The organism is Rhodococcus sp. SBT000017 (genome assembly GCF_003688915.1).
GTDB lineage: Bacteria > Actinomycetota > Actinomycetes > Mycobacteriales > Mycobacteriaceae > Rhodococcoides.
Genome location: NZ_REFU01000001.1, coordinates 517884 through 538707 on the forward strand (window position 1 = coordinate 517884; position 20824 = coordinate 538707).

Annotated in this window: 22 protein-coding genes; 13 read left to right on the top strand and 9 right to left on the bottom strand. The window is 65.2% G+C overall.

Going from position 1 to position 20824, the window contains the following annotated elements; translation table 11 throughout:
* Positions 1–46: 46 nt before the first annotated feature.
* Complete coding sequence (locus AYK61_RS02225) at positions 47–2200, bottom strand: acyltransferase family protein (RefSeq protein WP_121869640.1); 2154 nt, start codon at positions 2198–2200, stop codon at positions 47–49.
* Positions 2201–2495: 295 nt separating this feature from the next.
* On the opposite strand from AYK61_RS02225, the gene AYK61_RS02230 reads away from it, so the two are divergent.
* Positions 2496–3710 carry an MFS transporter gene (locus tag AYK61_RS02230; protein WP_121869641.1) on the top strand — a complete coding sequence of 405 codons (1215 nt, stop codon included), beginning with the start codon at positions 2496–2498 and terminating at the stop codon, positions 3708–3710.
* A gap of 529 nt (positions 3711–4239) precedes the next feature.
* On the opposite strand, the gene AYK61_RS02240 is transcribed toward AYK61_RS02230, so the two are convergent.
* A complete protein-coding gene (locus AYK61_RS02240) occupies positions 4240–5037 on the bottom strand; it encodes a MerR family transcriptional regulator (RefSeq protein WP_121872361.1) in 798 nt (265 codons plus the stop codon).
* A gap of 148 nt (positions 5038–5185) precedes the next feature.
* Between AYK61_RS02240 and AYK61_RS02245 the strand changes: the two genes are divergently transcribed.
* Positions 5186–6052 (top strand): sensor domain-containing diguanylate cyclase, encoded by an 867-nt coding sequence (locus AYK61_RS02245; RefSeq protein WP_121869643.1) that lies wholly within the window; start codon positions 5186–5188, stop codon positions 6050–6052.
* Positions 6053–6058: 6 nt separating this feature from the next.
* Here the strand turns inward: AYK61_RS02245 and AYK61_RS02250 are convergent, their stop codons facing one another.
* Positions 6059–6655, bottom strand: a complete 597-nt coding sequence (locus AYK61_RS02250) for a CHAP domain-containing protein (protein WP_121869644.1) — start codon at positions 6653–6655, stop codon at positions 6059–6061.
* Positions 6656–6702: 47 nt separating this feature from the next.
* Between AYK61_RS02250 and AYK61_RS02255 the strand changes: the two genes are divergently transcribed.
* Positions 6703–7479, top strand: a complete 777-nt coding sequence (locus AYK61_RS02255; RefSeq protein ID WP_310886812.1) for an NAD-dependent deacylase — start codon at positions 6703–6705, stop codon at positions 7477–7479.
* Positions 7480–7522: 43 nt separating this feature from the next.
* Here the strand turns inward: AYK61_RS02255 and AYK61_RS02260 are convergent, their stop codons facing one another.
* The 4 genes from AYK61_RS02260 to AYK61_RS02275 all read right to left on the bottom strand — a co-directional run bounded on the left by AYK61_RS02260 (position 7523) and on the right by AYK61_RS02275 (position 10299).
* A complete protein-coding gene (locus AYK61_RS02260) occupies positions 7523–8593 on the bottom strand; it encodes a hypothetical protein (RefSeq protein WP_121869645.1) in 1071 nt (356 codons plus the stop codon).
* Positions 8590–9450: an ABC transporter ATP-binding protein gene (locus AYK61_RS02265; protein WP_121869646.1), complete on the bottom strand. Its 861-nt coding sequence runs from the start codon at positions 9448–9450 to the stop codon at positions 8590–8592. Before AYK61_RS02265 ends, AYK61_RS02260 begins: the two co-directional genes overlap by 4 nt.
* Complete coding sequence (locus AYK61_RS02270) at positions 9447–9848, bottom strand: GntR family transcriptional regulator (RefSeq protein WP_121869647.1); 402 nt, start codon at positions 9846–9848, stop codon at positions 9447–9449. Before AYK61_RS02270 ends, AYK61_RS02265 begins: the two co-directional genes overlap by 4 nt.
* 70 nt (positions 9849–9918) lie before the next feature.
* Positions 9919–10299, bottom strand: a complete 381-nt coding sequence (locus AYK61_RS02275) for a YafY family protein (protein ID WP_237669320.1) — start codon at positions 10297–10299, stop codon at positions 9919–9921.
* A gap of 62 nt (positions 10300–10361) precedes the next feature.
* Between AYK61_RS02275 and AYK61_RS02280 the strand changes: the two genes are divergently transcribed.
* The 3 genes from AYK61_RS02280 to AYK61_RS02290 all read left to right on the top strand — a co-directional run bounded on the left by AYK61_RS02280 (position 10362) and on the right by AYK61_RS02290 (position 13522).
* Positions 10362–10751 (top strand): hypothetical protein, encoded by a 390-nt coding sequence (locus tag AYK61_RS02280; protein WP_121869649.1) that lies wholly within the window; start codon positions 10362–10364, stop codon positions 10749–10751.
* 67 nt (positions 10752–10818) lie between these two features.
* Positions 10819–13122, top strand: a complete 2304-nt coding sequence (gene secA2, locus AYK61_RS02285) for an accessory Sec system translocase SecA2 (protein WP_121869650.1) — start codon at positions 10819–10821, stop codon at positions 13120–13122.
* Positions 13115–13522, top strand: coding sequence for an META domain-containing protein (locus tag AYK61_RS02290; protein WP_183130132.1), 408 nt, complete (start codon positions 13115–13117; stop codon positions 13520–13522). Before secA2 ends, AYK61_RS02290 begins: the two co-directional genes overlap by 8 nt.
* A gap of 4 nt (positions 13523–13526) precedes the next feature.
* On the opposite strand, the gene AYK61_RS02295 is transcribed toward AYK61_RS02290, so the two are convergent.
* A complete protein-coding gene (locus tag AYK61_RS02295) occupies positions 13527–14114 on the bottom strand; it encodes a TetR/AcrR family transcriptional regulator C-terminal domain-containing protein (protein WP_121869652.1) in 588 nt (195 codons plus the stop codon).
* Positions 14115–14240: 126 nt separating this feature from the next.
* Between AYK61_RS02295 and bioB the strand changes: the two genes are divergently transcribed.
* Genes bioB through AYK61_RS02310 form a run of 3 tightly spaced genes read left to right on the top strand, consistent with a single transcriptional unit; the run spans position 14241 to position 16083 of the window.
* Entirely contained in the window at positions 14241–15233 is a 993-nt protein-coding gene (gene bioB / locus AYK61_RS02300; protein ID WP_121869653.1) for a biotin synthase BioB, read from the top strand.
* Positions 15234–15255: 22 nt separating this feature from the next.
* The gene (locus AYK61_RS02305; RefSeq protein ID WP_121869654.1) at positions 15256–15480 is read left to right on the top strand and encodes a hypothetical protein; all 225 of its coding nucleotides are present in this window, start codon (positions 15256–15258) and stop codon (positions 15478–15480) included.
* Between the two features lie 6 nt (positions 15481–15486).
* Positions 15487–16083 carry a DUF2567 domain-containing protein gene (locus AYK61_RS02310; RefSeq protein WP_259467900.1) on the top strand — a complete coding sequence of 199 codons (597 nt, stop codon included), beginning with the start codon at positions 15487–15489 and terminating at the stop codon, positions 16081–16083.
* Between the two features lie 10 nt (positions 16084–16093).
* On the opposite strand, the gene AYK61_RS02315 is transcribed toward AYK61_RS02310, so the two are convergent.
* Positions 16094–16792 carry an NUDIX domain-containing protein gene (locus tag AYK61_RS02315; RefSeq protein ID WP_121872363.1) on the bottom strand — a complete coding sequence of 233 codons (699 nt, stop codon included), beginning with the start codon at positions 16790–16792 and terminating at the stop codon, positions 16094–16096.
* Between the two features lie 79 nt (positions 16793–16871).
* On the opposite strand from AYK61_RS02315, the gene nadA reads away from it, so the two are divergent.
* Genes nadA through AYK61_RS02335 form a run of 4 tightly spaced genes read left to right on the top strand, consistent with a single transcriptional unit; the run spans position 16872 to position 20780 of the window.
* On the top strand, positions 16872–17930 hold the full coding sequence (gene nadA, locus AYK61_RS02320) for a quinolinate synthase NadA (RefSeq protein ID WP_259467901.1): 1059 nt from the start codon (positions 16872–16874) through the stop codon (positions 17928–17930).
* Positions 17927–19495, top strand: a complete 1569-nt coding sequence (locus AYK61_RS02325) for an L-aspartate oxidase (RefSeq protein WP_121869656.1) — start codon at positions 17927–17929, stop codon at positions 19493–19495. Before nadA ends, AYK61_RS02325 begins: the two co-directional genes overlap by 4 nt.
* A gap of 1 nt (position 19496) precedes the next feature.
* On the top strand, positions 19497–20372 hold the full coding sequence (nadC, locus tag AYK61_RS02330) for a carboxylating nicotinate-nucleotide diphosphorylase (RefSeq protein ID WP_121869657.1): 876 nt from the start codon (positions 19497–19499) through the stop codon (positions 20370–20372).
* Between the two features lie 33 nt (positions 20373–20405).
* Complete coding sequence (locus AYK61_RS02335) at positions 20406–20780, top strand: RNA-binding S4 domain-containing protein (RefSeq protein WP_032394350.1); 375 nt, start codon at positions 20406–20408, stop codon at positions 20778–20780.
* The last annotated feature ends 44 nt before the right edge of the window (positions 20781–20824 follow it).

Sequence of the window (20824 nt, forward strand, 5' to 3'; positions counted from 1 at the left end):
CTTACCGAGCGCGAGCCGCATGCCCCTGGCCTTGGACCCCACTGGATCACGGTCCGGCCCACCAGCCGGTGGCCGATCCGATCTGTCGGCCCAGCTCGGTGGTGAGGGTTCGCACGTAGGTCGCGGTGAGATGGTGTTCGTCACGGTAGATCAGAACGTTGCCCTGCTCGGCGCGGCACACGGTGTCGTCGCACACCGCATCGGACAGGTCGAGAGCGGAGAACCCGCGCAGCTGAAACGAGGAGGCCAAGGCCGGGTTGACGGGGTCCAACGCCTCGTCCCTCGGGATACCGCAGGAAGTGGCCGTGCCGCCGTCGGCGAGGCAGTCGATGGCCCGATACGCGAGCCATGGCGTGTCTCGGATGCCCAGAACTCCGACGCCGTCCGCGGTCAGTTGCTGCCACACCGTGGCGTACCAGGGGGGCGTGAAGTCGCCGGGGGCGTCCTCCCGAGGCCGGGTAGCGGTGGTGAACACGTAGTCCGGTTTCATGTCGGCGATGTCGGCGAGCACGGTCTGCGTCCAGTCCAGGCAATCCGGGTACTCGTTCGGACCGAGCATCGGCATCGTGTTCGCGCTCAGCGGGCATCCCATCTTCAGGAAGGTGACCACCGCGAAGCCGTGTTGACGTCCCAGGGCGTCGAGGGCCGTGACCCAGTGCTCGGCGTGCGAGCTTCCGGCCAGCACGATGGTCCGGGTCGCGTCTACGTCGCCGTAGGAGCACGAGATCGCGTCCCGGGTCTCGAAGTCCGCGATGCAGCCCTCGAGGGTGGTGGCCGGCAGGTCCTCGGGTGCGGAGTAGAGGGGCGGGCTCAGGTCGGCAGGGTCCGAGCGAATTCCGTCGGTCAATTCGAGCGCCCCCGGGTGGGTCAGCTCGTCGACCGATCCATCGGCCTGCACGGCGGTGATCGATCGGCTGATGTAGGCGTTCCATCCGATCGAACTCGCGGTGACCGCGATCGCGGCGACCACTGCGCAGGCGGTCACCGCGATGCGTCCCGGGGTGAACGTCGTCGACTGCGTGGGTCGCTCGACCAGTCGGACGGTGAGGAACGCGAGTGCGATCGAGGCAGCGACGATGCCCAGGCCGCCGAGCATGTCGACGTGGGATCGACCGGTGGCCGAAAGGTAGAAGATCAGTAGCGGCCAGTGCCACAGGTAGAGCGGAAACGCGATGGATCCGAGCCAGGCGAAGAACGGGTTGGAGAGTGTGGCCGCTACGGCGGTCTCGGAGCCCGCGACGATCAATGCGAGGGTGGCCAGCACCGGAACGAGGGCCAAAGGGCCGGGAAATGCAGCCACACCGTCGACGAGAAAGCCGCACGCGACGATGGCTGTCATGCCGATGACGGCAAGGGCACCGCGTGCGGTCGACCACGTTCGGGTGCCGTCGGCCGTCGGCTCGGCCGCCGGCTTGTCGCTGCGTGCGGCGAACACGGCGGCGACTGCGGCACCGAGCATGATCTCCCACAGCCGCGCCCCCGTGTCGTAGTAGTTCCACGCCTGGTGGCGTCGAACACCGTCCGCTGCATACACGAAGGACAGCACGGCGACGATCGCGAAGATCACGGCAAAGGTGTGCGGTCGGAGACTTCGTGGTCCCTCGGGTTGCGCGATGCGTCGGACCCAGGCGAGACCGAACACCACGGCAATGGCCAGCAGATAGAACTGGAACTGCACGGCCACCGACCACAGGTGCTGAACGGGACTGACCGAGGGGTCGGCCGCCAGGTAGTCGTTCGCCGTCGTCGCCAGCTGCCAGTTCACGAAGTAGAAGACACCGGACACCAGTTGATCGCCCAGGTCGGCCCATCGGGTCCGCGGAAGCAGGAACACCGATGTGACGGCCACCGCGAACAAGGTGATCAGCAACGGCGGGCCGAGTCTGCGCAGTATCCGCGAGATGCGAGTGATCGGGTTCAGGCTTGCGCCGGACTCGGCCGATCTCAGCAGAGATGCGGTGAAGAAGAAGCCGGACAGGGTGAGAAATACATCGACGCCGCCCGACACTCGACCCATCCAGATGTGGAAGACCACAACGAGGGCGATGGCGACACCACGCAGGCCGTTGAGATCATGCCGCTGCGGTGGCCGACGCGGTCCGCTCGGCGGCGGAGCTGTGGCCCCCTGAGCCGGAACAACCGCAAGGGCCGAGGTATCGGCGACCGAATCGGTATCGGCGCTGCTCTGGGGTGCGTGCATGGTGGAGAAGTGACTTCCCGGCTGTGTATCGACCACTGGGTCGGGGGTCGCGGACGGCGGTACCCGATTCAGGTGAGATCGGGGATTCAGGGGCAAACAATACGTGTACATGAGGTGAAGTACCCCTCGGAGTCTGCTTTGCGGCGATAGTCCCAGTTCGCGGACGGTTTCGGGCACATTCTCGCGTTGATCGGCTTGCGCATGTATGAGGCGTATGCAAGCATTTATCAGGCGCGTGCAACTACGCGCGGAAGCTCGATAATTGCGTACGCATCTTCCATTCAGGAGTTCAGACATGCCACTCGGCTTGCTCGCCCTCGCCATCGGGGGATTCGGAATCGGTTTGACCGAATTCGTCATCATGGGCCTACTGCCCGAAGTCGCGGCCGATTTTGCGGTCACCGAGGCCACTGCCGGTTGGCTCATCACCGGCTATGCGCTGTCCGTCGTCGTCGGGGCCCTGGTCGTCACCGCCGCCGTGACACGGTTTCCGCGCAAGAAGGTCTTGCTCGCACTGATGTGTCTGTTCATCGTCGGCAATCTCGTCTCCGCACTGTCGAGCAGTTACGAGATGATGCTGCTCGGCCGCGTCGTCGCAGCGCTGTGTCACGGAGCGTTCTTCGGCATCGGTGCCGTAGTCGCGGCAAGCCTGGTCGAGCCGGCCAAGAAGGCAGGAGCGATCGCCATGATGTTCGCCGGCCTGACCGCCGCCAACGTCCTCGGAGTTCCGTTCGGGACGTTACTGGGGCAGAACCACGGTTGGCGCTCTACGTTCTGGGCGATCACGGTGATCGGCGTCGTCGCGCTGATCGGTATCGCCGCCCTCGTTCCTCGCGACACCGGGAGCGGTGAAGCGAGCAATCTGCGTCGAGAATTGCGAGCGTTCCGGTCGGTGCAGGTATGGCTCTCCATCGCGGTCACGGTGCTCGGTTACGGCGGCATGTTCGGTGCGTTCACGTACATCGCGTTCACGCTCACCGACGTCAGTGGCTTCGCGTCGAGTTCGGTGCCGTGGCTCCTCGTGTTGTTCGGCGGCGGACTGTTCGTCGGCAACTACCTCGGCGGAAAGGCGGCAGACCGCAACCTCACCGGCACGCTGATGATTCTGCTCGGTGCACTGACCGTCGTACTCGTCTTCTTCGCGCTCACCGCGGACAGTCGCCCGGCGACGATCGCATCTCTCGTGCTCATGGGTGCGTTCGGCTTCGCGACGGTCCCGGGGCTGCAGATGCGGGTGATGTCGTTCGCATCCGACGCTCCTACGATGGCGTCCGGCGCGAACATCGCCGCGTTCAATCTCGGAAACGCGTTGGGCGCGTGGCTCGGCGGTGTGACGATCTCGGCCGGTCTCGGCTACACCTCGCCCATCTGGGCCGGATCCGCTATCACCTTGCTGGCCTTGATCGTTCTGGTGTTCGCGACCGGTCTGCTCCGACGCGCCGACGCGGATCCGGTCGCGGGGGCGGGCCGAGTGAGCGCTGCAACCAGTGCTGCGGGATCGTCCACCTGAAGGGCGAAGGAGTGGGCACTGCCGTCGACCCTCCATCGTTTCAGGGGTGCGGGCACGCTGACCGTTGTGGCGCAGGACAAGTCGATGTCGACGATGGTGCCGTCCTGATTCGGTAGCACGAACCGGCCGCCGTCGAGAGTCGGCGATACGACGCCGTAGCGGCGGTGGATTCTGGCGGAGACGATGCTCGCTCGGTCCACCGTCGCGACGACCTTCCCGGAGGTTCGCAGAGTGAGCGTCGTCGGCGAGAGAACGTGAGGATGGACGCGGGTCAGTGCGACCGACGAGGTGAGCATCACCAGTGACGCCACCGACAGGGCTGCAATCACTGCGCTGATCCACAGGACCGGAATCAGCAGGTGCAGAACGACCATCTCGATGACGGTGACGACGCCGAACATCACCGGCATCGCAAGGGTTCCACGTTCTGCCGTGAACGTTGCCGAGTCCGCGCCGATCGGCGCATGCCGTCCCCGCGCCCACAGCAGCAGCGCGCGCCATCTGCCGACCTGGACCGGGGTGTGGACCGTCATCGAGCAGCACCAGCGCGGCTCGGTTCGCTGGTCTGCAGCCGTGCGATGGCTTCGATGATCACTGCGCGCTGAGCGGGATCGGGCACGATGTCGTCGATACTCAGCGGGCCGCTCTCGTGGGCAGTGACCTCGGGCTCCGCCGAGGCGAGAGCCTTCATATCGAGCACCGACGCCAATTCTGCTGCGAGCGAATCGATGTCACCTGCGGCATCGTCGACCCCTCGGCCTTCGAGCGCGCTGAATCTGCGCAGGAGCGCCAGGTACTTCAGCCGGGTGCCGGGATCGGCCAGCGTCGCGGTGATCGACTCGAAGAACGACGCGGGGACGGTGCCCGAGATCGCCATCACCTCGAGCAGGTCACGCTCACGGAGCAGCGATTCTCGGTCGGTCTCGGCAGCGGCATCGATCAACGCGGCCAGTGTGTCCGCCGCATCGCGCGGCAGGGCCGTCATTCGGCGATGCTCGACGGCGTCGTCGAGCAGAGCCGACAGACGAGCGTGCTTGTGGGCCAGCGCTTTCTGCTCCGCTTCGATACCGGCCACCAGGGCGCGTAGATCGGCGACCACGTCGCTCTCGTCCGGCGCGGACCGGTCGAGGGCGGCCGCGATCGCGCCGAGGGGCATTCCGGCATCGGCGAGCCAGCGGATTCTCATCAGTCGAACCACGTCGTCGATCGTGTATTCGCGATAGCCGTTGGAGAGACGGCGTGGCTCACCGAGCAAGCCGAGACGGTGATAGTGACGCACTGTTCGAGGTGTCGTTCCGGCGGCGTCGGCCAGGGATCCGATTCTCATGTGTATCAGTGTGAACCGTGACGCTACGTCAAGGTCAAGATCGGCCGCAACGTGCTCGAGAGCAGCCCGGTACGACGCACCGAGTATTCTCGGTGGTCTGTGTGATTCGGCGTGACTCGCACTGTTCGAGGAAGAGACCCGGCTGAAGATGGTCGACACCGATCGTTGGTATCGGGAGATGTTCGAGGCCAGCACGGTCGGATTGGCGTTGGCCGACGAGAACGGGTTGTTGGTTCTCGCAAACGAGGCGTACGCGGCCATCGTCGGTTGCCCGCGCCATCTGTTGGCCGGCCGGTCCTCTCGCGAATTCACCCATCCCGACGATCTGGCCCAGCACGCGGCCATGGAACAGATCATGGCCGACGCCAAGGCGCGCGGGGAATCGGTTCACCTCGAGAAGCGCTACCTGCACGCCGACGGCACGGTCCGGTGGGGGTGGATCTCGGCCAGTGAGGTTCCCGGTCCCGGGGGTATTCGGTGGACGATGGCCGTCGTGCACGACACCACCGATCGTCGGCGCATCGAGGACGACCTCCGCCAGGCCGCGCAGACCGATGCCCTCACCGGATTGCTCAACCGGCGTGGATGGCGCGATCGGCTGCATCAGTTGACGACACCGCGTGGTGCCGATGTGGCGTTGGCTCTGGCCATGGTCGACTTCGATCGGTTCAAGTCGTACAACGACAAATACGGGCACGGACGCGGAGATCGGCTGTTGATTCAGTTCTCTGCTTCTGCCCAGGACCTGCTCGGCGGCCGCGCCTCCATCGCGAGGTGGGGCGGCGAGGAGTTCGCTCTCGCGATGCCCGGTGCGGGTTCGACGACCATGTCTGCCGTGCTGGCCGAGTTGTCGGCGGTCGTGCCCGACGAACAGACCTTCTCTGCCGGCTACACGACATTGCGCGTGGGGGAGTCCGTGGACGATTGCTTCGACCGCGCGGACATGTTGCTCTACCGAGCCAAACGAGACGGTGGTGCGCGTTCGTACGGCGACGCAGACGCCATCCCGACGTAGTGACCGTCAGCTCTGAAGGCGACCGAATCCGACGACTCCGGAATCGGATGCGTAGTGCAGCGTGTGCACCCTGACCTTGCCAGCTTCGTTGCCGCCGACGGTGATGGCCTCGTCGCCTTCGACCGCCACGATCACGTTGGTGTGCTGGCCGGCCCAGCTGGTGTTGTCGTATAGCACCACATCGCCCACCGATGGCGTGTAGTCGCCGACGGCCTCGTAACGTCCCTGCTCCTGGTAGTACTCCTGCAGGGTGTAGACGCCGGGAATGCGCCACGAACCCGAATTGGGGTTCGACAACGGCAGTCCCGCCTCCTTCATGATCCAGCTGACGAAATCGGCACACCAGGCCTCGTCGATTCCTTCGGCGTAGAACGTTCCCGGCCGCTGCAGCTCGTGCTCGGTGCGCAGGAGTTCGACCACCCGGGCCTGATCGGTAGTCAGCTCGCCGGCGTTCACCTCGGGAAATGCTTCGGTGTCCCACGGGAGGTACCGGCTCGGTGCCAGCCACAGAACCCCGGCCACTGCAAGCACGACGACGGCCGTGCAGGCCGCCAACCACACGGGCCACCGTCGTCGGGTTCGCGCGGTGGTGTCGATGCTCATGCGACCACGGTAGCGCGGCGTGGCACACCGCTCGGCACAATGACCGGGTGACCACTTCCGAGAATCAGTCGCCCGTTGCCGTTCCGCAGCCCGTCGTGGACGCCGCGCGAGAGGCTTCGCGGATCACCGTACTCACCGGCGCAGGCATGTCCGCCGAGTCGGGGATCGCTACATTTCGGGACGCCCGGAGCGGATTGTGGAAGGACTTCGATCCCAAGGATCTCGCCAGTCCGGAGGGGTGGCTGGCCGACAGTGATCTGGTGTGGGGCTGGTATCGATGGCGAGCCGAATTGGTCCGACGCTCCGAGCCCAACGCCGGGCACGTGGCACTTGCGCAATGGCAGCAGCGAGCGCACGTCGACATCGCCACCCAGAATGTCGACGACCTGCACGAGAGGGCCGGTGCCACGGTTCTCTCGCACGTGCACGGATCTCTGTTCGAGCCGTACTGCAGCGATTGTGGGACACGAGCGCAGTTCGACGGTGCCGCCGACGCTCCGGCCGAGGCGGACCAGCGGGTTCCGCCGCCGGAGTGTCCGTTGTGCGGTGGATTGATCAGGCCGGGGGCGGTGTGGTTCGGCGAATCGCTGCCCGAGGCCGCGTGGGAGGCGGCCGAGGACGCGGTTCGCGCGGCCGACCTGGTTCTCGTCGTCGGCACATCGGGAGTCGTTTATCCGTTCGCCGGGCTGCCTGCGATCGCCCGCAGCGCCGGAGCAACGGTGGTCGAGATCAACCCGGTCGAGACCGAGGTCTCGGACATGGCCGATCACCGGTGGCGCATCACGGCCGCGACGGGATTGCCTGCGTTGGTTGCGCAACTCTGAATCTGGTTGTCACCCGCCGCTTCGCATAGTGGCGAACCTGTCATCACGGCCGCAGTCGCCGAACCAGGAGCAGCGACAGCCCACCGAACAGAGCAGCGATCACCAGGGTCAGGGCCGTCTCGATCGCCTGGAATCGCCAGAACAGCCGATCCTCGTGGTACTTCGTCTCGAAGGCCTCGGCACCCTGACTGCGGAAGCAGTCAAGGTGTAGTGCCTTGATCCGCTCGAGTAGCCCGTTCGAGTATTCCTCGTACTCGGCGACCGTCTCGAATTCGCTCATGTCTCGACGGTTCTCGAGTTGGGCGCATTGCTGCCAGTCGATCGCCACGGGTTGTCCATTCGAATCGACATAGTCGGTCGAAAAAACCCAACGCGCATAGAAAAGATCACTCGAGTCGAGTGGCAGAGAGAAGTCGGGGGTACCGCCGCCGTACATCTCGTTGCTCTTTTGTTCCAGGGTCAGCTCCTCGACGGACGCAGCCGCGTAATGCTGCCTGATCTGCGTGGGAAATACCGCGATCAGCAGCGAGGTGGCGATTACGGTCCCTACCATAGCTGCCACTGTGTTTCGGAGTGTCAGAGCGAATGCCGCGCCAAACATCAGTCCGACGGCGGTGTACCCACCTGCGACGAACCCGGTTGCACCGAAGACCGGAAACTCGAGGCGCGAATCGTATCCGCCGAACGAGACGGCGAACTCATCAGGCACGGTCTGGTACTTGGCCCAGTACAACGAGCACCCGAGCACGATCATGGAGAGGACCGTGGGCAAGAACACCACGGCGACACGCGTCATGTACCACTGCCGTCGACTGACCGACTGGGTCAATCCGAGGACGTGTGTTCGACGTTCGAGGTCACGGGAGAATACCGTTACTCCGACGAAGGCACCCAGCGCCACCGGTAGAACGACGGTCAGCAGAATCGCAACAGTCTGTGCGGTTTCCGCCCTGCACTCCGTGGCGTCGAACGACAAGCATCCAGTCAGGGAAGCCGTGGGAAAAACGCCGCCTTCGAAGAGTGTGATCGCAATCGTGATGGCCGCCAACAACAGTGGGCTCAGCACCCCGAGCAGAATCGTTGTGCGGAACTGTCTCCACGTCACCCAGATCATGCCGCCACCGCCGCTCCGAGGTGGGCGAGCACGACGTCGTCCAGGGTGGCGTCTTCGACAGTCCAGCCTGGTCGCGTCGCCTCCGGTCGGGTGCCGTGCACAACGAATACTGCGGCGCTGGAGCCGGATACGTCCGAAACGATGGTTCCTTCGTCGACGGTGGGTTCGGCTTCGGTGTCACCGATGAGGAGGTAGTGCTCGGCCGTGATGGTGTCGAGTTCGCCGTCGAGTCGAATTCTGCCGTCGCGCAACAGGAGTAGCCGATCGGCCACGTCGACCAGTTCGGACAGCACGTGCGAGGAGAGCACGATGGTGGTGCCGTTTTCTGCTGCGTCGCGCATCAGTGTTCGGGCCACGGCGCGTCGGGCAACGGGATCGAGGTCTGCGAGAGGCTCGTCGAGCAGAAGTACTTCCGGTCGTCGTCCCAACGCGAGTGCGAGGGCGACGCGGGTGCGGTGGCCGGGAGACAGTGATTTCACTCGCGCCGAGACGGAGATTCCGGCCGCATCGACCAACTCGGCGGCGTAGGCATCGTCCCAGTGCACGTTTGTGTTTCGGCCGAATCGAAGCATGTCGTCGACGGTGAAGTTGGGATACAGGGGCTTGTGCTGGGCGAGATAGGACAGGCCGGAAGCGATCCCGCCTTGGCCCACCACTTCACCGAGAACTCGGACGGTTCCGGCGTCCGGTGCGAGCAGTCCGACGGCCAACGACATCAGAGTCGATTTGCCTGCACCGTTGGACCCGACCAATGCTGTGACGCTTCCTCTTTCGACGGCGAACGAGCATCGGTCGAGTACGGTCTTGCGTCGGAACGACTTGACCACCTCGTCCATGGTGAGAACCGCGTCGGTCATGATTCTTCTCTTTCGGGTCGGTCGAATTGTGTGTCGAGGGCAGCGGCGACGATCGCTTCCAGGTCCGGTCTGTCCAGTCCCGCTGCGAGACAGTGGCGAATCCAACGGCCGAGTTCGGCCTCGAGTGCCGATCGTTCGGCCATGCCGGGTTTCGCCAGCGAGGCGACCACGAAGGTTCCAGATCCGGTCCGTGGTTCGACGAGGCCTTCTCGTTCGAGTTCGCGGTAGGCCTTGAGCACGGTGTTCGGGTTGATGGCGAGTGCCGTGACCACGTCCTTCGCCGTCGGGAGTTTGTCGCCGACAGCGAGTGATCCGAGGCGCAGGGCCTGTTTGGTCTGCAGTATCAGTTGGACATAGGTGGGGATGCCGGACTGACGATCGATGCGATACGCGATCATCAAGACCCTTTCACTAGTTGATTAGTGGAAGACGGTAATGCGAACGCGTCGGTTTGTCCAGGTTTCGCGGTCAGTCGGTGGTCAATGCCTCGATCAAAGCGCTCATTGCCGATGCGGCACTGTCGGTTTCGCTGGGTCCCAGAGCGGCGAGGCTGGCGATGAGAGCTGCTATCTCGGGGGCTGTCAACCGCACCGGCCGGGGTGCGGCGACACCCGCCAGTCGAGATCCGCCGTGCACACCCGGCACCGCATCGAGAGGAACCCCGGACTCACGCAACCGGGCAAGGTCGCGTTCCACGGTGCGCACGGAAACCCGGAGCCTCTGCGCGAGTTCGGGTGAGGTCAACGGCGCAGCCGCCGACCCCAGCCATTCGACGATCCGCTGCTGACGCGCGACACGGCGCAGGGTGAGCGCGCTGTCGAGCGACTGGGGTGAATTTTCCTTCGGCACCGTCCGAATTCTTCTCGATTCCCGACGCCGGCCTGACGGGAATGGGTCCTACCGTTGTCGATATGACACCTGACACCGAATCGATCGACAGCTTCTTCGCTCGCTACACGGGGTACTTGACCTCGGGTGATCTGGACGGCCTTGCCGAGATCTACAACTATCCGGCTCTGGCGGTCACGGCGCGCGGTTGTGCGGCGATCGCCGAGCCGCAGCAGACCCGAGAGTTCTTTCGGCAGGGGCAGACCTACTATCGGTCGCGCGGAATACAGGGGGTGCGGGCCCGCGACATCGTCACCGAGGCAGAGGTGCCGGGTATCTGGGTGGGGCATCTTCTGCTGGAGAACCTCGACTCCGACGGTTCGCCGGTGGGAGCCGAGCGCAACGCCTATCAGGTGGTGACGCTGGGCGACGGTACGCGCCGGATCGCGGTGACGACGCCGCTCGATGCCTAGAGCTGGGCGGAGCCGCACTCGGTACTGTGGTTGGGAACGGTTTTTCTTTCTCAGGTAGGGATAACAGATGGCTTTGGGCTCCGACCGATTCTGGCGTGTACTCGGCCGCTCCGCGCAGAAGGCGCAGAGCACCTCGCGTCGACGCGTCGACCGAGCCCAGGAGCATGCGGAGTGGGCAGCTGCCCTGAGCGAGACCGAGTTGGCGACCGAGGCGACCGCACTGCGGGTCGACAACGCCGACCGTCTCGATGTTCCGCGGTATCTGGCTTTGACGCGCGAGGCGAGTGAGCGTGCCCTGAAGCTACGGCCCTTCGATGTGCAGCTGCACGGTGCCGTGCGATTGCTCGCCGGTGACGTGGTGGAAATGGCAACCGGCGAGGGCAAGACGTTGGCCGGCGCGATCGCTGCCGTCGGATACGTGTTGTCCGGGCGTTCGGTGCACGTCATCTCGGTCAACGACTTTCTCGCGCAACGTGACGCTCAATGGATGCGTCCGCTGTTCGAGTCCCTCGGCATCACTGTCGGTTCCATCGGAGAGTCGTCGACGCCGCAGGAGCGTCGCACCGCCTATGCCTGCGACATCACCTATGCCTCGGTCAACGAGATCGGTTTCGATGTTCTGCGTGATCATCTGGTGAACGACCGAGACGATCTGGTCGCACCCGTGCCGGACGTTGCCCTGATCGACGAGGCCGACTCCGTGCTGGTCGACGAGGCGCTCGTTCCGCTGGTGTTGGCCGGTTCGGTCTCCGGCGACGTCTCGACATCGACGGTCATGGACGCAGTCCGGTTGTTGGACAAGGGTGTTCATTTCGACACCGATGCCGAAGGACGCAACGTGTTCCTCACCGACGAGGGCGCGCTGCGGATGGAGAAGGAACTGGGCGGAATCGACCTGTACTCCGAGCATCACGTCGGGACGACGTTGGTGGCAGTCAACGTGGCACTGCACGCCCAGGTGCTGGTCCAGCGCGACGTCGATTACATCGTCCGTGACGGCCGAGTGCAGCTGATCAACGCCTCGCGTGGCCGGGTGGCCGAACTGCAGCGCTGGCCGGACGGGTTGCAGGCCGCGGTCGAGATCAAGGAAGGGCTCGCCGCCACCGAGACCGGTGAGATTCTCGACACGATCACCGTGCAGGCGTTGATCAATCGATACGCAACGGTGTGCGGTATGACCGGCACCGCCATGGCGGCGGGGGAGCAGCTCCGCACGTTCTACGGCCTCGGTGTCTCGGTCATTTCGCCCAATGTGCCGACGGTGCGCGTCGACGAAGACGACCGTGTGTACGACACGATCGAGCACAAGAACGCCGCAATTGCGCTGCAGGTGAAGGACATTCACGAGACCGGTCAGCCGATTCTCATCGGCACCCACGATGTCGCCGAGTCCGAGGCGCTTGCCGAGACGCTCACTGCGGCGGGCGTGGAGGTGGTGGTGCTCAATGCCAAGAACGACGCCGAGGAGGCGGCGGTGATCGCGGCGGCGGGCGTACACGGCGCGGTGACGGTATCGACGCAGATCGCCGGACGCGGAACCGACATCAAGCTCGGTGGTCCCGACGGCACCGATCGCGAACGGATTGCCGAGCTCGGCGGACTGTTCGTTCTCGGCACCGGTCGCCACACCACCGAGCGGCTCGACAATCAGCTGCGAGGGCGTGCAGGTAGGCAGGGAGATCCAGGCCGTTCGCTGTTCTTCGGCAGCTGGGAGGACGACGTCGTCAAGAACAACATCGGCGACAAGGATGCACCGAAGGGCATCGACGAGAGCGGAATGTTCACCTCGTCTGCTGCGGCCGACCGCGTCGATCATGCGCAACGCATCGCCGAGGGACAGATGCTCGAAATACATTCGCGCACGTGGCGTTACAACCAGTTGACGGCTCAGCACCGTGAGATCCTCGATCGCCGCCGGGCCACGTTGCTCGACTCCGACGAGGCGTTGACGCTGCTCGAGCAGCACGCACCGTCGCGCTCGAAGGAGTTGCGCGAGACCGTGTCCGAGGAGACTCTGGTCGAGGTCGCCCGCCAGATCGTCCTGTACCACCTCGATCGGTCGTGGTCGGACTACCTGGCGCACCTCGCCGACGTGCGCGAGAGCATTCACCTGCGTGCCTTGGGGCGGGAGAACCCGTTGGACGAGTATCACCGGATCGCTGTCGAGGCGTTCAAGACGGTGTCCTCCAAGGCGATGGATCTCTCGCACGTTACGTTCGAGTCGGCCGAGATCACCTCGGACGGAATCGATCTGGACGAAGCCGGCTTGCATCGACCGACATCGACCTGGACATACATGGTGCACGACAACCCGTTCGCGTCCCGCGGAAATGCCGGTGCGGCCGGTTTGGGGCCGATTTTCGGTGGCTGACGCACGCCGCGCGCTGGCCGCACTCGCGTTCGGTGCGAGTGTGGTGGCGTCCGGGTGTGCCGACTCGTACGGCGAATTCCCGGCAGGCAAGACGTACTCGTCGGTCGACGCACCCGACTCCTACACGCCGGTCGCCGGAACGACGGTCGGGCTCGAATTCGTCGACGACCGAATCTCGGCCGAAGCAGGGTGCAACAGGTTGTTCGGCACCGTGGACACCTCGCAGGGCAGGATCACCATCGACTCTCTCGGGTCGACGCGGATGGCCTGCCCGGAGGCGCTGATGGAGCAGGATCGGTGGCTGTCGGCGTTCCTGACTTCCACACCACAGTGGTCTCGGGAAAACGGCACCATGACCCTGGACAACGGGAGCGAGCGCATCGTCTTCGCGGAATTCTGACCGATCAGCGGCGGATGCGGTCGGCCGCAGTGTGGCGTACTCCGTCGAGGAAGAGCTTCAGTCCGAAATCGAATCTGCTCGTCGGGTCTGGACTTTCGAAGAGCGGCGACGCGTCGGGCGTGAGGGCTCCGGCGGAGTCCATCTGGAGTCGCGCCTGCTCGTCCACGGTCTGACCGAGGATGTAGTAGAGCAACGTGTCGGCGGTGAGTTCCGCGTCGCGGCGCGGCAGTCCCGCTCGGATGCACACGGCGGCGATACGTTCGCGAATGTGGTTGGTGGTCAGCCTCGATGCGTAGGTCGCGGCCACCAATTCGGCACCGTCGCGTCGGGAGAGAAGGGCGTCGCGCAATCGGTGCGCGATCTGCGCGATCTGTGCGTCCCACGAATCCTCGGTGGACGGTGCATCGGCACCCGAGAGTATGTGGTCGGCGATGGCACCGAGCAGCGTCTGCTTGTTGGGGAAGTGCCAGTACAGCGCGCCCGGCTGGACGTGCAGGGACGTCGCCAGACGCCGCATCGTCAGGTCTGCCAGGCCGTACTCGTCGAGAATGGCGATTGCGCCGTCCAGGACGTCCTGCCTGTTCAGTTGCACTTACTTCCCCCAAGTGGTTCGACGCCTCGTCGCTTTGACAGTAGCCGAGCGCGGCGCCTAACGTGAACGCCGTTCAACTTGAACGGTGTTCAATGGCGATGCCGTTCGACTACGAGGGGACCCGGAATGGACATTTTGCATACGGCGCGTACACAGGTGCTCGGCGACGGCATCGCGCTCGATCGATCTCAGGTTCTCGAGGTTCTCGAGCTCGGTGACGACCGTCTCGAGGAGACGATGCTCTTGGCCCACGAGGTGCGGATGAAGTGGTGCGGGCCCGAGGTCGAGGTGGAAGGAATCGTCAGTCTCAAGACCGGCGGGTGTCCCGAGGACTGTCACTTCTGTTCGCAGTCCGGGCTTTTCGCTTCCCCGGTTCGCGCTGCGTGGCTCGACATCCCGTCGCTGGTGGAAGCTGCGAAGCAGACCGCGAAGACCGGAGCGACGGAATTCTGCATCGTCGCTGCGGTGCGCGGACCCGACGCTCGGCTGCTCGCGCAGGTCGCCGCAGGTATCGAAGCCATTCGGAACGAGGTCGAGATCGATATCGCCTGTTCGTTGGGCATGCTCGATCAGGATCAGGTCGATCAGCTCGCGGCGATCGGTGTGCATCGCTACAACCACAATCTCGAGACCTCTCGCTCGTACTTTCCGAACGTAGTGACCACCCATACCTGGGAGGAGCGGTGGAACACCCTGCGGATGGTGCGCGAGGCAGGCATGGAGGTGTGCTGCGGCGGAATTCTCGGCATGGGGGAGACACTCGAGCAGCGGGCCGAGTTCGCGGCCGACCTCACCGCACTCGAACCCGACGAGGTGCCCCTGAACTTCCTCAACCCCCGGCCGGGAACCCCGTTCGGGGACCTCGACGTGCTGCCGGCGTCGGATGCTCTGCGCGCCGTCGCTGCGTTTCGTCTCGCTCTGCCGCGCACCATTCTGAGATTCGCCGGAGGCCGCGAGATCACCCTCGGTGATCTGGGTGCGAAGCAGGGAATTCTGGGCGGCATCAATGCGGTCATCGTCGGCAACTACCTGACGACGCTCGGTCGTCCGGCAGAACAGGATCTCGATCTTCTCGGCGAGCTGCAGATGCCGATCAAAGCGCTCAACTCGACTATCTGATGGGCGTATTAGGGTGGGTCGAATGACGAGCGAGACCCACTACGACCCGCACACCGGTCGGCCTGTCGAAGCCGGAGCCGAGGTGGGCGCGGATTCGTTGTCGGTCGCCGTCCGGCTCGGGTTGGAGCCGCCGCGGTTCTGCGCCGAATGCGGCCGCCGCATGGTGGTGCAGATCATCCCCGACGGGTGGACGTCGCTGTGCTCGCGTCACGGCCTCGTCGACTCGACCGCGACGGGTAGGCGTTAGGTGGTCATGTCGGACGTTGTCGAAGTCCCACCGCGGAGCAGCACCGGTCGTGTGCTGTCGGTGGTTGTCGGAATCTCGGTGGCAGTGTCGGCCCTGGGCGGGATGCTGTGGGGGTTCCTGGCACCGGCGCAGCAGCTGCTCGTGGTGGCGCAGGACCGCGGGGCGGCCCTGACCGGGGAAAGTCTGCACCGCTTCGACGGCCTCGCGCTGTTCTCGTTCGTGTCCTTGGCCCTCGGTCTCGTCCTCCCGATCGGGTTCTGGCTCTGGAGGTCGGAACGAGGTCCGCGGCTGTTCGGTGCCGTCTTCGTCGGCGCTCTCGCAGGCTCGGTCGCTGCGATCCTGGTGGGCAACGGAATTGCTGCTCTTCGGTTTCCGAAGGCCATCGACCCTGCAGTCGGGTCGATCGTCACTGTTGCGCCGAGTATCGAGACTCCGCTGGTGCTGATCGTTCAGGCGCTGACAGCATCGCTGGTGATGCTGCTGCTGGCGGCGATGAATCCCCACGACAATCTGCAACACACCGATCCCGAACCGGACGACCTCGATGTCGAGTTCTTCCCACCGCCGCCGCCACCGTCGTTCGACTCGAATCGGGCCGATTGACCGCAGCCGTTCACGTCTGCGGCGGGCGCAGTGCGGCGAACTCGTCGGTGACTCGAATGCTGTTGTCGGCAAAGCGGAACAGTGCAGGCGGTCGGCCACCTGCCTTGCCCGACGGCGCGCGTCGTCCGGTGGGTTCGATGACGCCACGCCGGCTCAGTACGCGCTGCAGGTTGGTGGCATCGACCTGATATCCGAGTGCGGCACCGTAGATTTCGCGCAGCGACGAGATCGCGAAATCGACCGGTGCGAGTGCGAATCCGATGTTGGTGTACGAGAGTTTCGCGACCAGTCGATGTCTCGCGTGCGCGACGACGGTTCCGTGATCGAACGACATGTCGGGCAGTGCCGAGACCGGGTGCCACATCGTGTCCGCAGGCAGTGTCGGTTCTGTCGAGATCGGCACCAGGCCGAGGAAGGTCGACGCGATCCGTCGGTCGCCGGGTACGCGTTCGGGTTCGCTGAAGACGGACAACTGCTCGAGGTGCGCCACCGAGCGCACGTCGACCTTCTCGGCGAGCTGACGGCGCGCGGACGTGGCGAGATTCTCGTCGCCACGCAGGGTGCCACCGGGCAGCGACCAGGTGCCGGCCTCCGGATCGAGAGCGCGCTGCCACAGCAGCACCGCCAGTTCCGGGGCGTCGGGGTCGGAAAAGGCTCGAACTTGGAACACCGCAATGAGTACTTCGTGGACGGTGCTACGATGAATCATGTTTTCGATCATAGGTCGAAAACTCCCTCGGAGGAAATTCGGTCACCGACGACCGGATGATCGGTGAAGGAGAACCGTCATGACCAGCAGCGCTACCCGGTTGAACATCCTCGACTCGGCATTCGCCAGAGTTCGCGACATCGTCGACGGAGCAGGTGGCTACGGGGGAGTCGAGGCAACACCGGAATGGGCCGCCGAGGTCCGACGGCTCGCCGATCTGCGCGGTGCGACTCTGCTCGCACACAACTACCAACTGCCTGCGATCCAGGATGTCGCCGATCATGTCGGCGACTCCCTCGCGCTCTCGCGGATGGCAGCCGAGGTGTCCGAGGACACCATCGTGTTCTGCGGAGTGCACTTCATGGCCGAGACGGCCAAGATCCTGAGCCCGCAGAAGACAATCCTCATCCCGGACCAGCGCGCCGGCTGCTCCCTCGCAGATTCCATCACCGCCGAGCAACTCCGCGAATGGAAGGCAGATTTCCCCGAGGCCGTCGTCGTCTCGTACGTCAACACCACGGCCGAGATCAAAGCGCTGACCGATATCTGCTGCACCTCGTCGAACGCCGTCGAGGTGGTCGAGTCGATCGATCCGGGCCGCGACATCCTGTTCCTGCCCGATCAGTTCCTCGGCGCGCACGTCAAGCGCGTCACCGGGCGCGAGAACCTGCACATCTGGGCCGGAGAATGCCACGTGCACGCCGGTATCAACGGCGACGAGTTGGCCGAGAAGTCTCGCACCCACCCCGATGCAGAGCTGTACGTGCACCCCGAATGCGGCTGCGCAACATCGGCTCTGTACCTCGCAGGCGAGGGATTTGTACCAGCGGACAAGGTCAAGATTCTCTCCACCGGCGGCATGCTCGACGCTGCCCGCACCACCGCGTCCAAGCAGGTTCTGGTCGCCACCGAGATCGGCATGCTGCATCAGCTGCGGATGGCGGCACCCGACGTCGACTTCCTCGCCGTCAACGACCGCGCATCGTGCGGCTACATGAAGATGATCACCCCCGCTGCCTTGCTGCGCTGCCTCGTCGAGGGGCGCGACGAGGTGCACGTCGACCTCGAGACCGCACACATCGCGAGCAAGTCGGTGCAGCGGATGATCGAGATCGGCACCCCGGGCGGCGGCGAGTGAATCCATCGGTCGCATGGGAAACCGCGGCCGATCTCGTCGTGGTCGGCGGCGGAATTGCCGGACTGACCGCGGCCCGCACCGCGGCGGCTCGCGGCCTCCGGGTGATGACCGTCAGCAAGGGGCAGTCCACCGACACGGCGACGCAGTACGCCCAGGGCGGGATCGCGGTCGTCGGTCCCGAACTCGAGGATTCGATCGAATCGCATGTGGCCGACACCTGCGTTGCCGGTGCCGGTTTGTGCGATGAGGACGCGGTGCGCTCCATCGTCGCCGGCGGACGCGCGGCGATCACCTCGCTCGAAGCTGCGGGCGCACGGTTCGACCTGGCGGCCGACGGCGCGGTAGCGCGGACCCGCGAGGGCGGCCACAGCGTTTCTCGCATCGTTCACGCCGGGGGAGACGCCACCGGGGCCGAGGTGCAGCGCACGCTGGACGCGTCGGTGCCCACGGTGCAGTTCGACACGACCGCGCTGCGGGTGTTGACCACCGACGGCGAGGTTGTCGGTCTCCTCGTGCGCGGGCCTCGTGGCGTCGGCGTCGTTCATTGCCCGACGGTGCTGCTCGCCACCGGCGGACTGGGACAACTCTTCTCGTGCAGCACCAACCCACCCGGCGCGACGGCCGATGGTATTGCGCTCGCACTCGACGCCGGTGCCCGGATCGCGGATCTGGAATTCGTGCAGTTCCATCCGACGGTGCTGTTCGCCGCCGGGTCCACGGGCCGCCGCCCGTTGATCAGCGAGGCGGTGCGAGGAGAGGGAGCTCGGCTTCTCGATGTCGCAGGCAGGCCCTTCATGGCGGGAGTGCACCCGCTCGGTGACCTCGCGCCACGCGACGTGGTGTCCCGCGCCATCGCCGAACTGCTGCACGTCAGCGGTGACGACCACGTGCTGCTGGACGCCCGCATGGTCGAACGCGTCCACGAACGGTTCCCGACCGTGACCGCCTCGTGCCTTGGTGCCGGCATCGATCCGGCGACGGACCTGATTCCGGTGGCACCTGCAGCGCACTATTCGTGCGGGGGCGTGGCGACGGATACGTCCGGACGCACCTCGGTTCCCGGCTTGCTGGCCGCGGGCGAAGTGGCGCGCACCGGGCTGCACGGTGCCAACAGATTGGCGTCGAACAGTCTGCTCGAGGGTCTCGTCGTCGGCGACCGTGCGGCCTACTTGGCTGCCGAACGGGTCGGCCGAAGCGGAGGCATTTCGGATGTCGCATTGCCCACGTATCGCCGTATCGACCGCGCGGTGCTGCAGCGCACCATGACCGCCGAGGTCGGCGTCGTACGGGATGCAACGGGTCTTGCTGCAGCGCAACGTATTCTGGCGCACGGCGTGGTATCGGAACCACCGGTCGATGCGCGCGCAGTCGAGGATGCAGCGCTGACCGCTGCGGCAGAGGTGATCGTGCTGGCCGCGTCCGAGCGCCGCGAGAGCCGAGGGTGCCATACCCGACGCGATGTCCCGGAGAGTGATCCGGCGCAACGCCGCAGTCTGTTCGTCGAACGAGATCAGGGCGGGCAGTTGACGATAGTGAACGACGATGTGATGACGGGAGCGCACTGACATGACCGACACCCCGAACGAGGTGAACCCGGGCGTCGATCGCGCCGAGGTACTCGCACTGATCAGGACCGCGCTCGACGAGGACCTGCGGTACGGACCCGACATCACCACGCTGGCAACGGTTCCCGAGAATGCCGTCGCCACGGCATCGGTGGTCTCGCGTCACTTCGGCACGATCGCCGGGATCGATGTCGGTCTCCTGGTTCTCGACGAGGTGATCGGAGCCGACCAGTACTCCGTCGTGAACCGCATCGGGGACGGATCCGAGGTCGAACCGGGACAGGCCGTTCTCACGGTCGAGGCCCCGACTCGGGGTTTGCTCACTGCCGAACGCACGATGCTCAACATCGTCTGTCACCTTTCGGGGATCGCCACCGCGACGGCCGGCTGGGTCGCCGAGGTCGCCGACACCGAGTGCAAGATCCGGGACAGTCGAAAGACGTTGCCGGGGCTGCGTTCACTGCAGAAGTACGCCGTTCGTGCCGGCGGCGGCGTCAATCATCGGATGGGTCTGGGCGATGCCGCGCTCATCAAGGACAATCACGTGGCGGCTGCAGGTTCGGTCGTCGCTGCCTTGAACGCGGTGCGGGCTGCGGCTCCCGACATCGCGTGCGAGGTCGAGGTCGACAGCCTAGAGCAACTCGACCAGGTGCTCGGCGAGAACGTAGAACTGGTTCTGCTGGACAATTTTCCGCTGTGGCAGACGCAGATGGCGGTGCAACGTCGCGCCACCCACGCGCCGCAGACGAAGCTGGAATCCTCGGGCGGCCTGACCGTCGACGTGGCTCGGGACTACGCGCGCACGGGGGTCGACTTCCTCGCGGTGGGCGGTCTGACACACTCGGTGACAGTGCTCGATCTCGGCCTGGACATGTAGTCGAGCCTCGCAATGTGAGGACTGCTTTCGAAGATGGAAGTTCAGAGTGTCCGCCTCGACAGTTGGATCTGGGCGGTCCGGTTGTTCAAGACGCGGTCTGCCGCGGCTGCTGCCTGCCGCGGCGGACACGTCCGCGTCAACGGAACTCCCGCCAAACCCGGGCATCGCATCGGCCCCGACGACGAGATCAGACTCCGGGCCGATGGGGTGGAGAAGATCGTCGTCGTGGTGCGGGCCATCACCAAACGTGTCGGCGCAGCGGTCGTTCCCGAGTGCTTGATCGATCGCAGTCCGCCGCCGCCACCGAAAGAAGTTCTGGCCTCCGTACCGAGGCGTGATCGAGGGGCGGGCAGGCCCACCAAGCGCGATCGTCGTGAAATCGACCGACTGCGGGGCCTGGGCCTCTAGTGCTCCCGGCTCCTTTCAGTTACCCATTCTGTTTCTGGCCATCG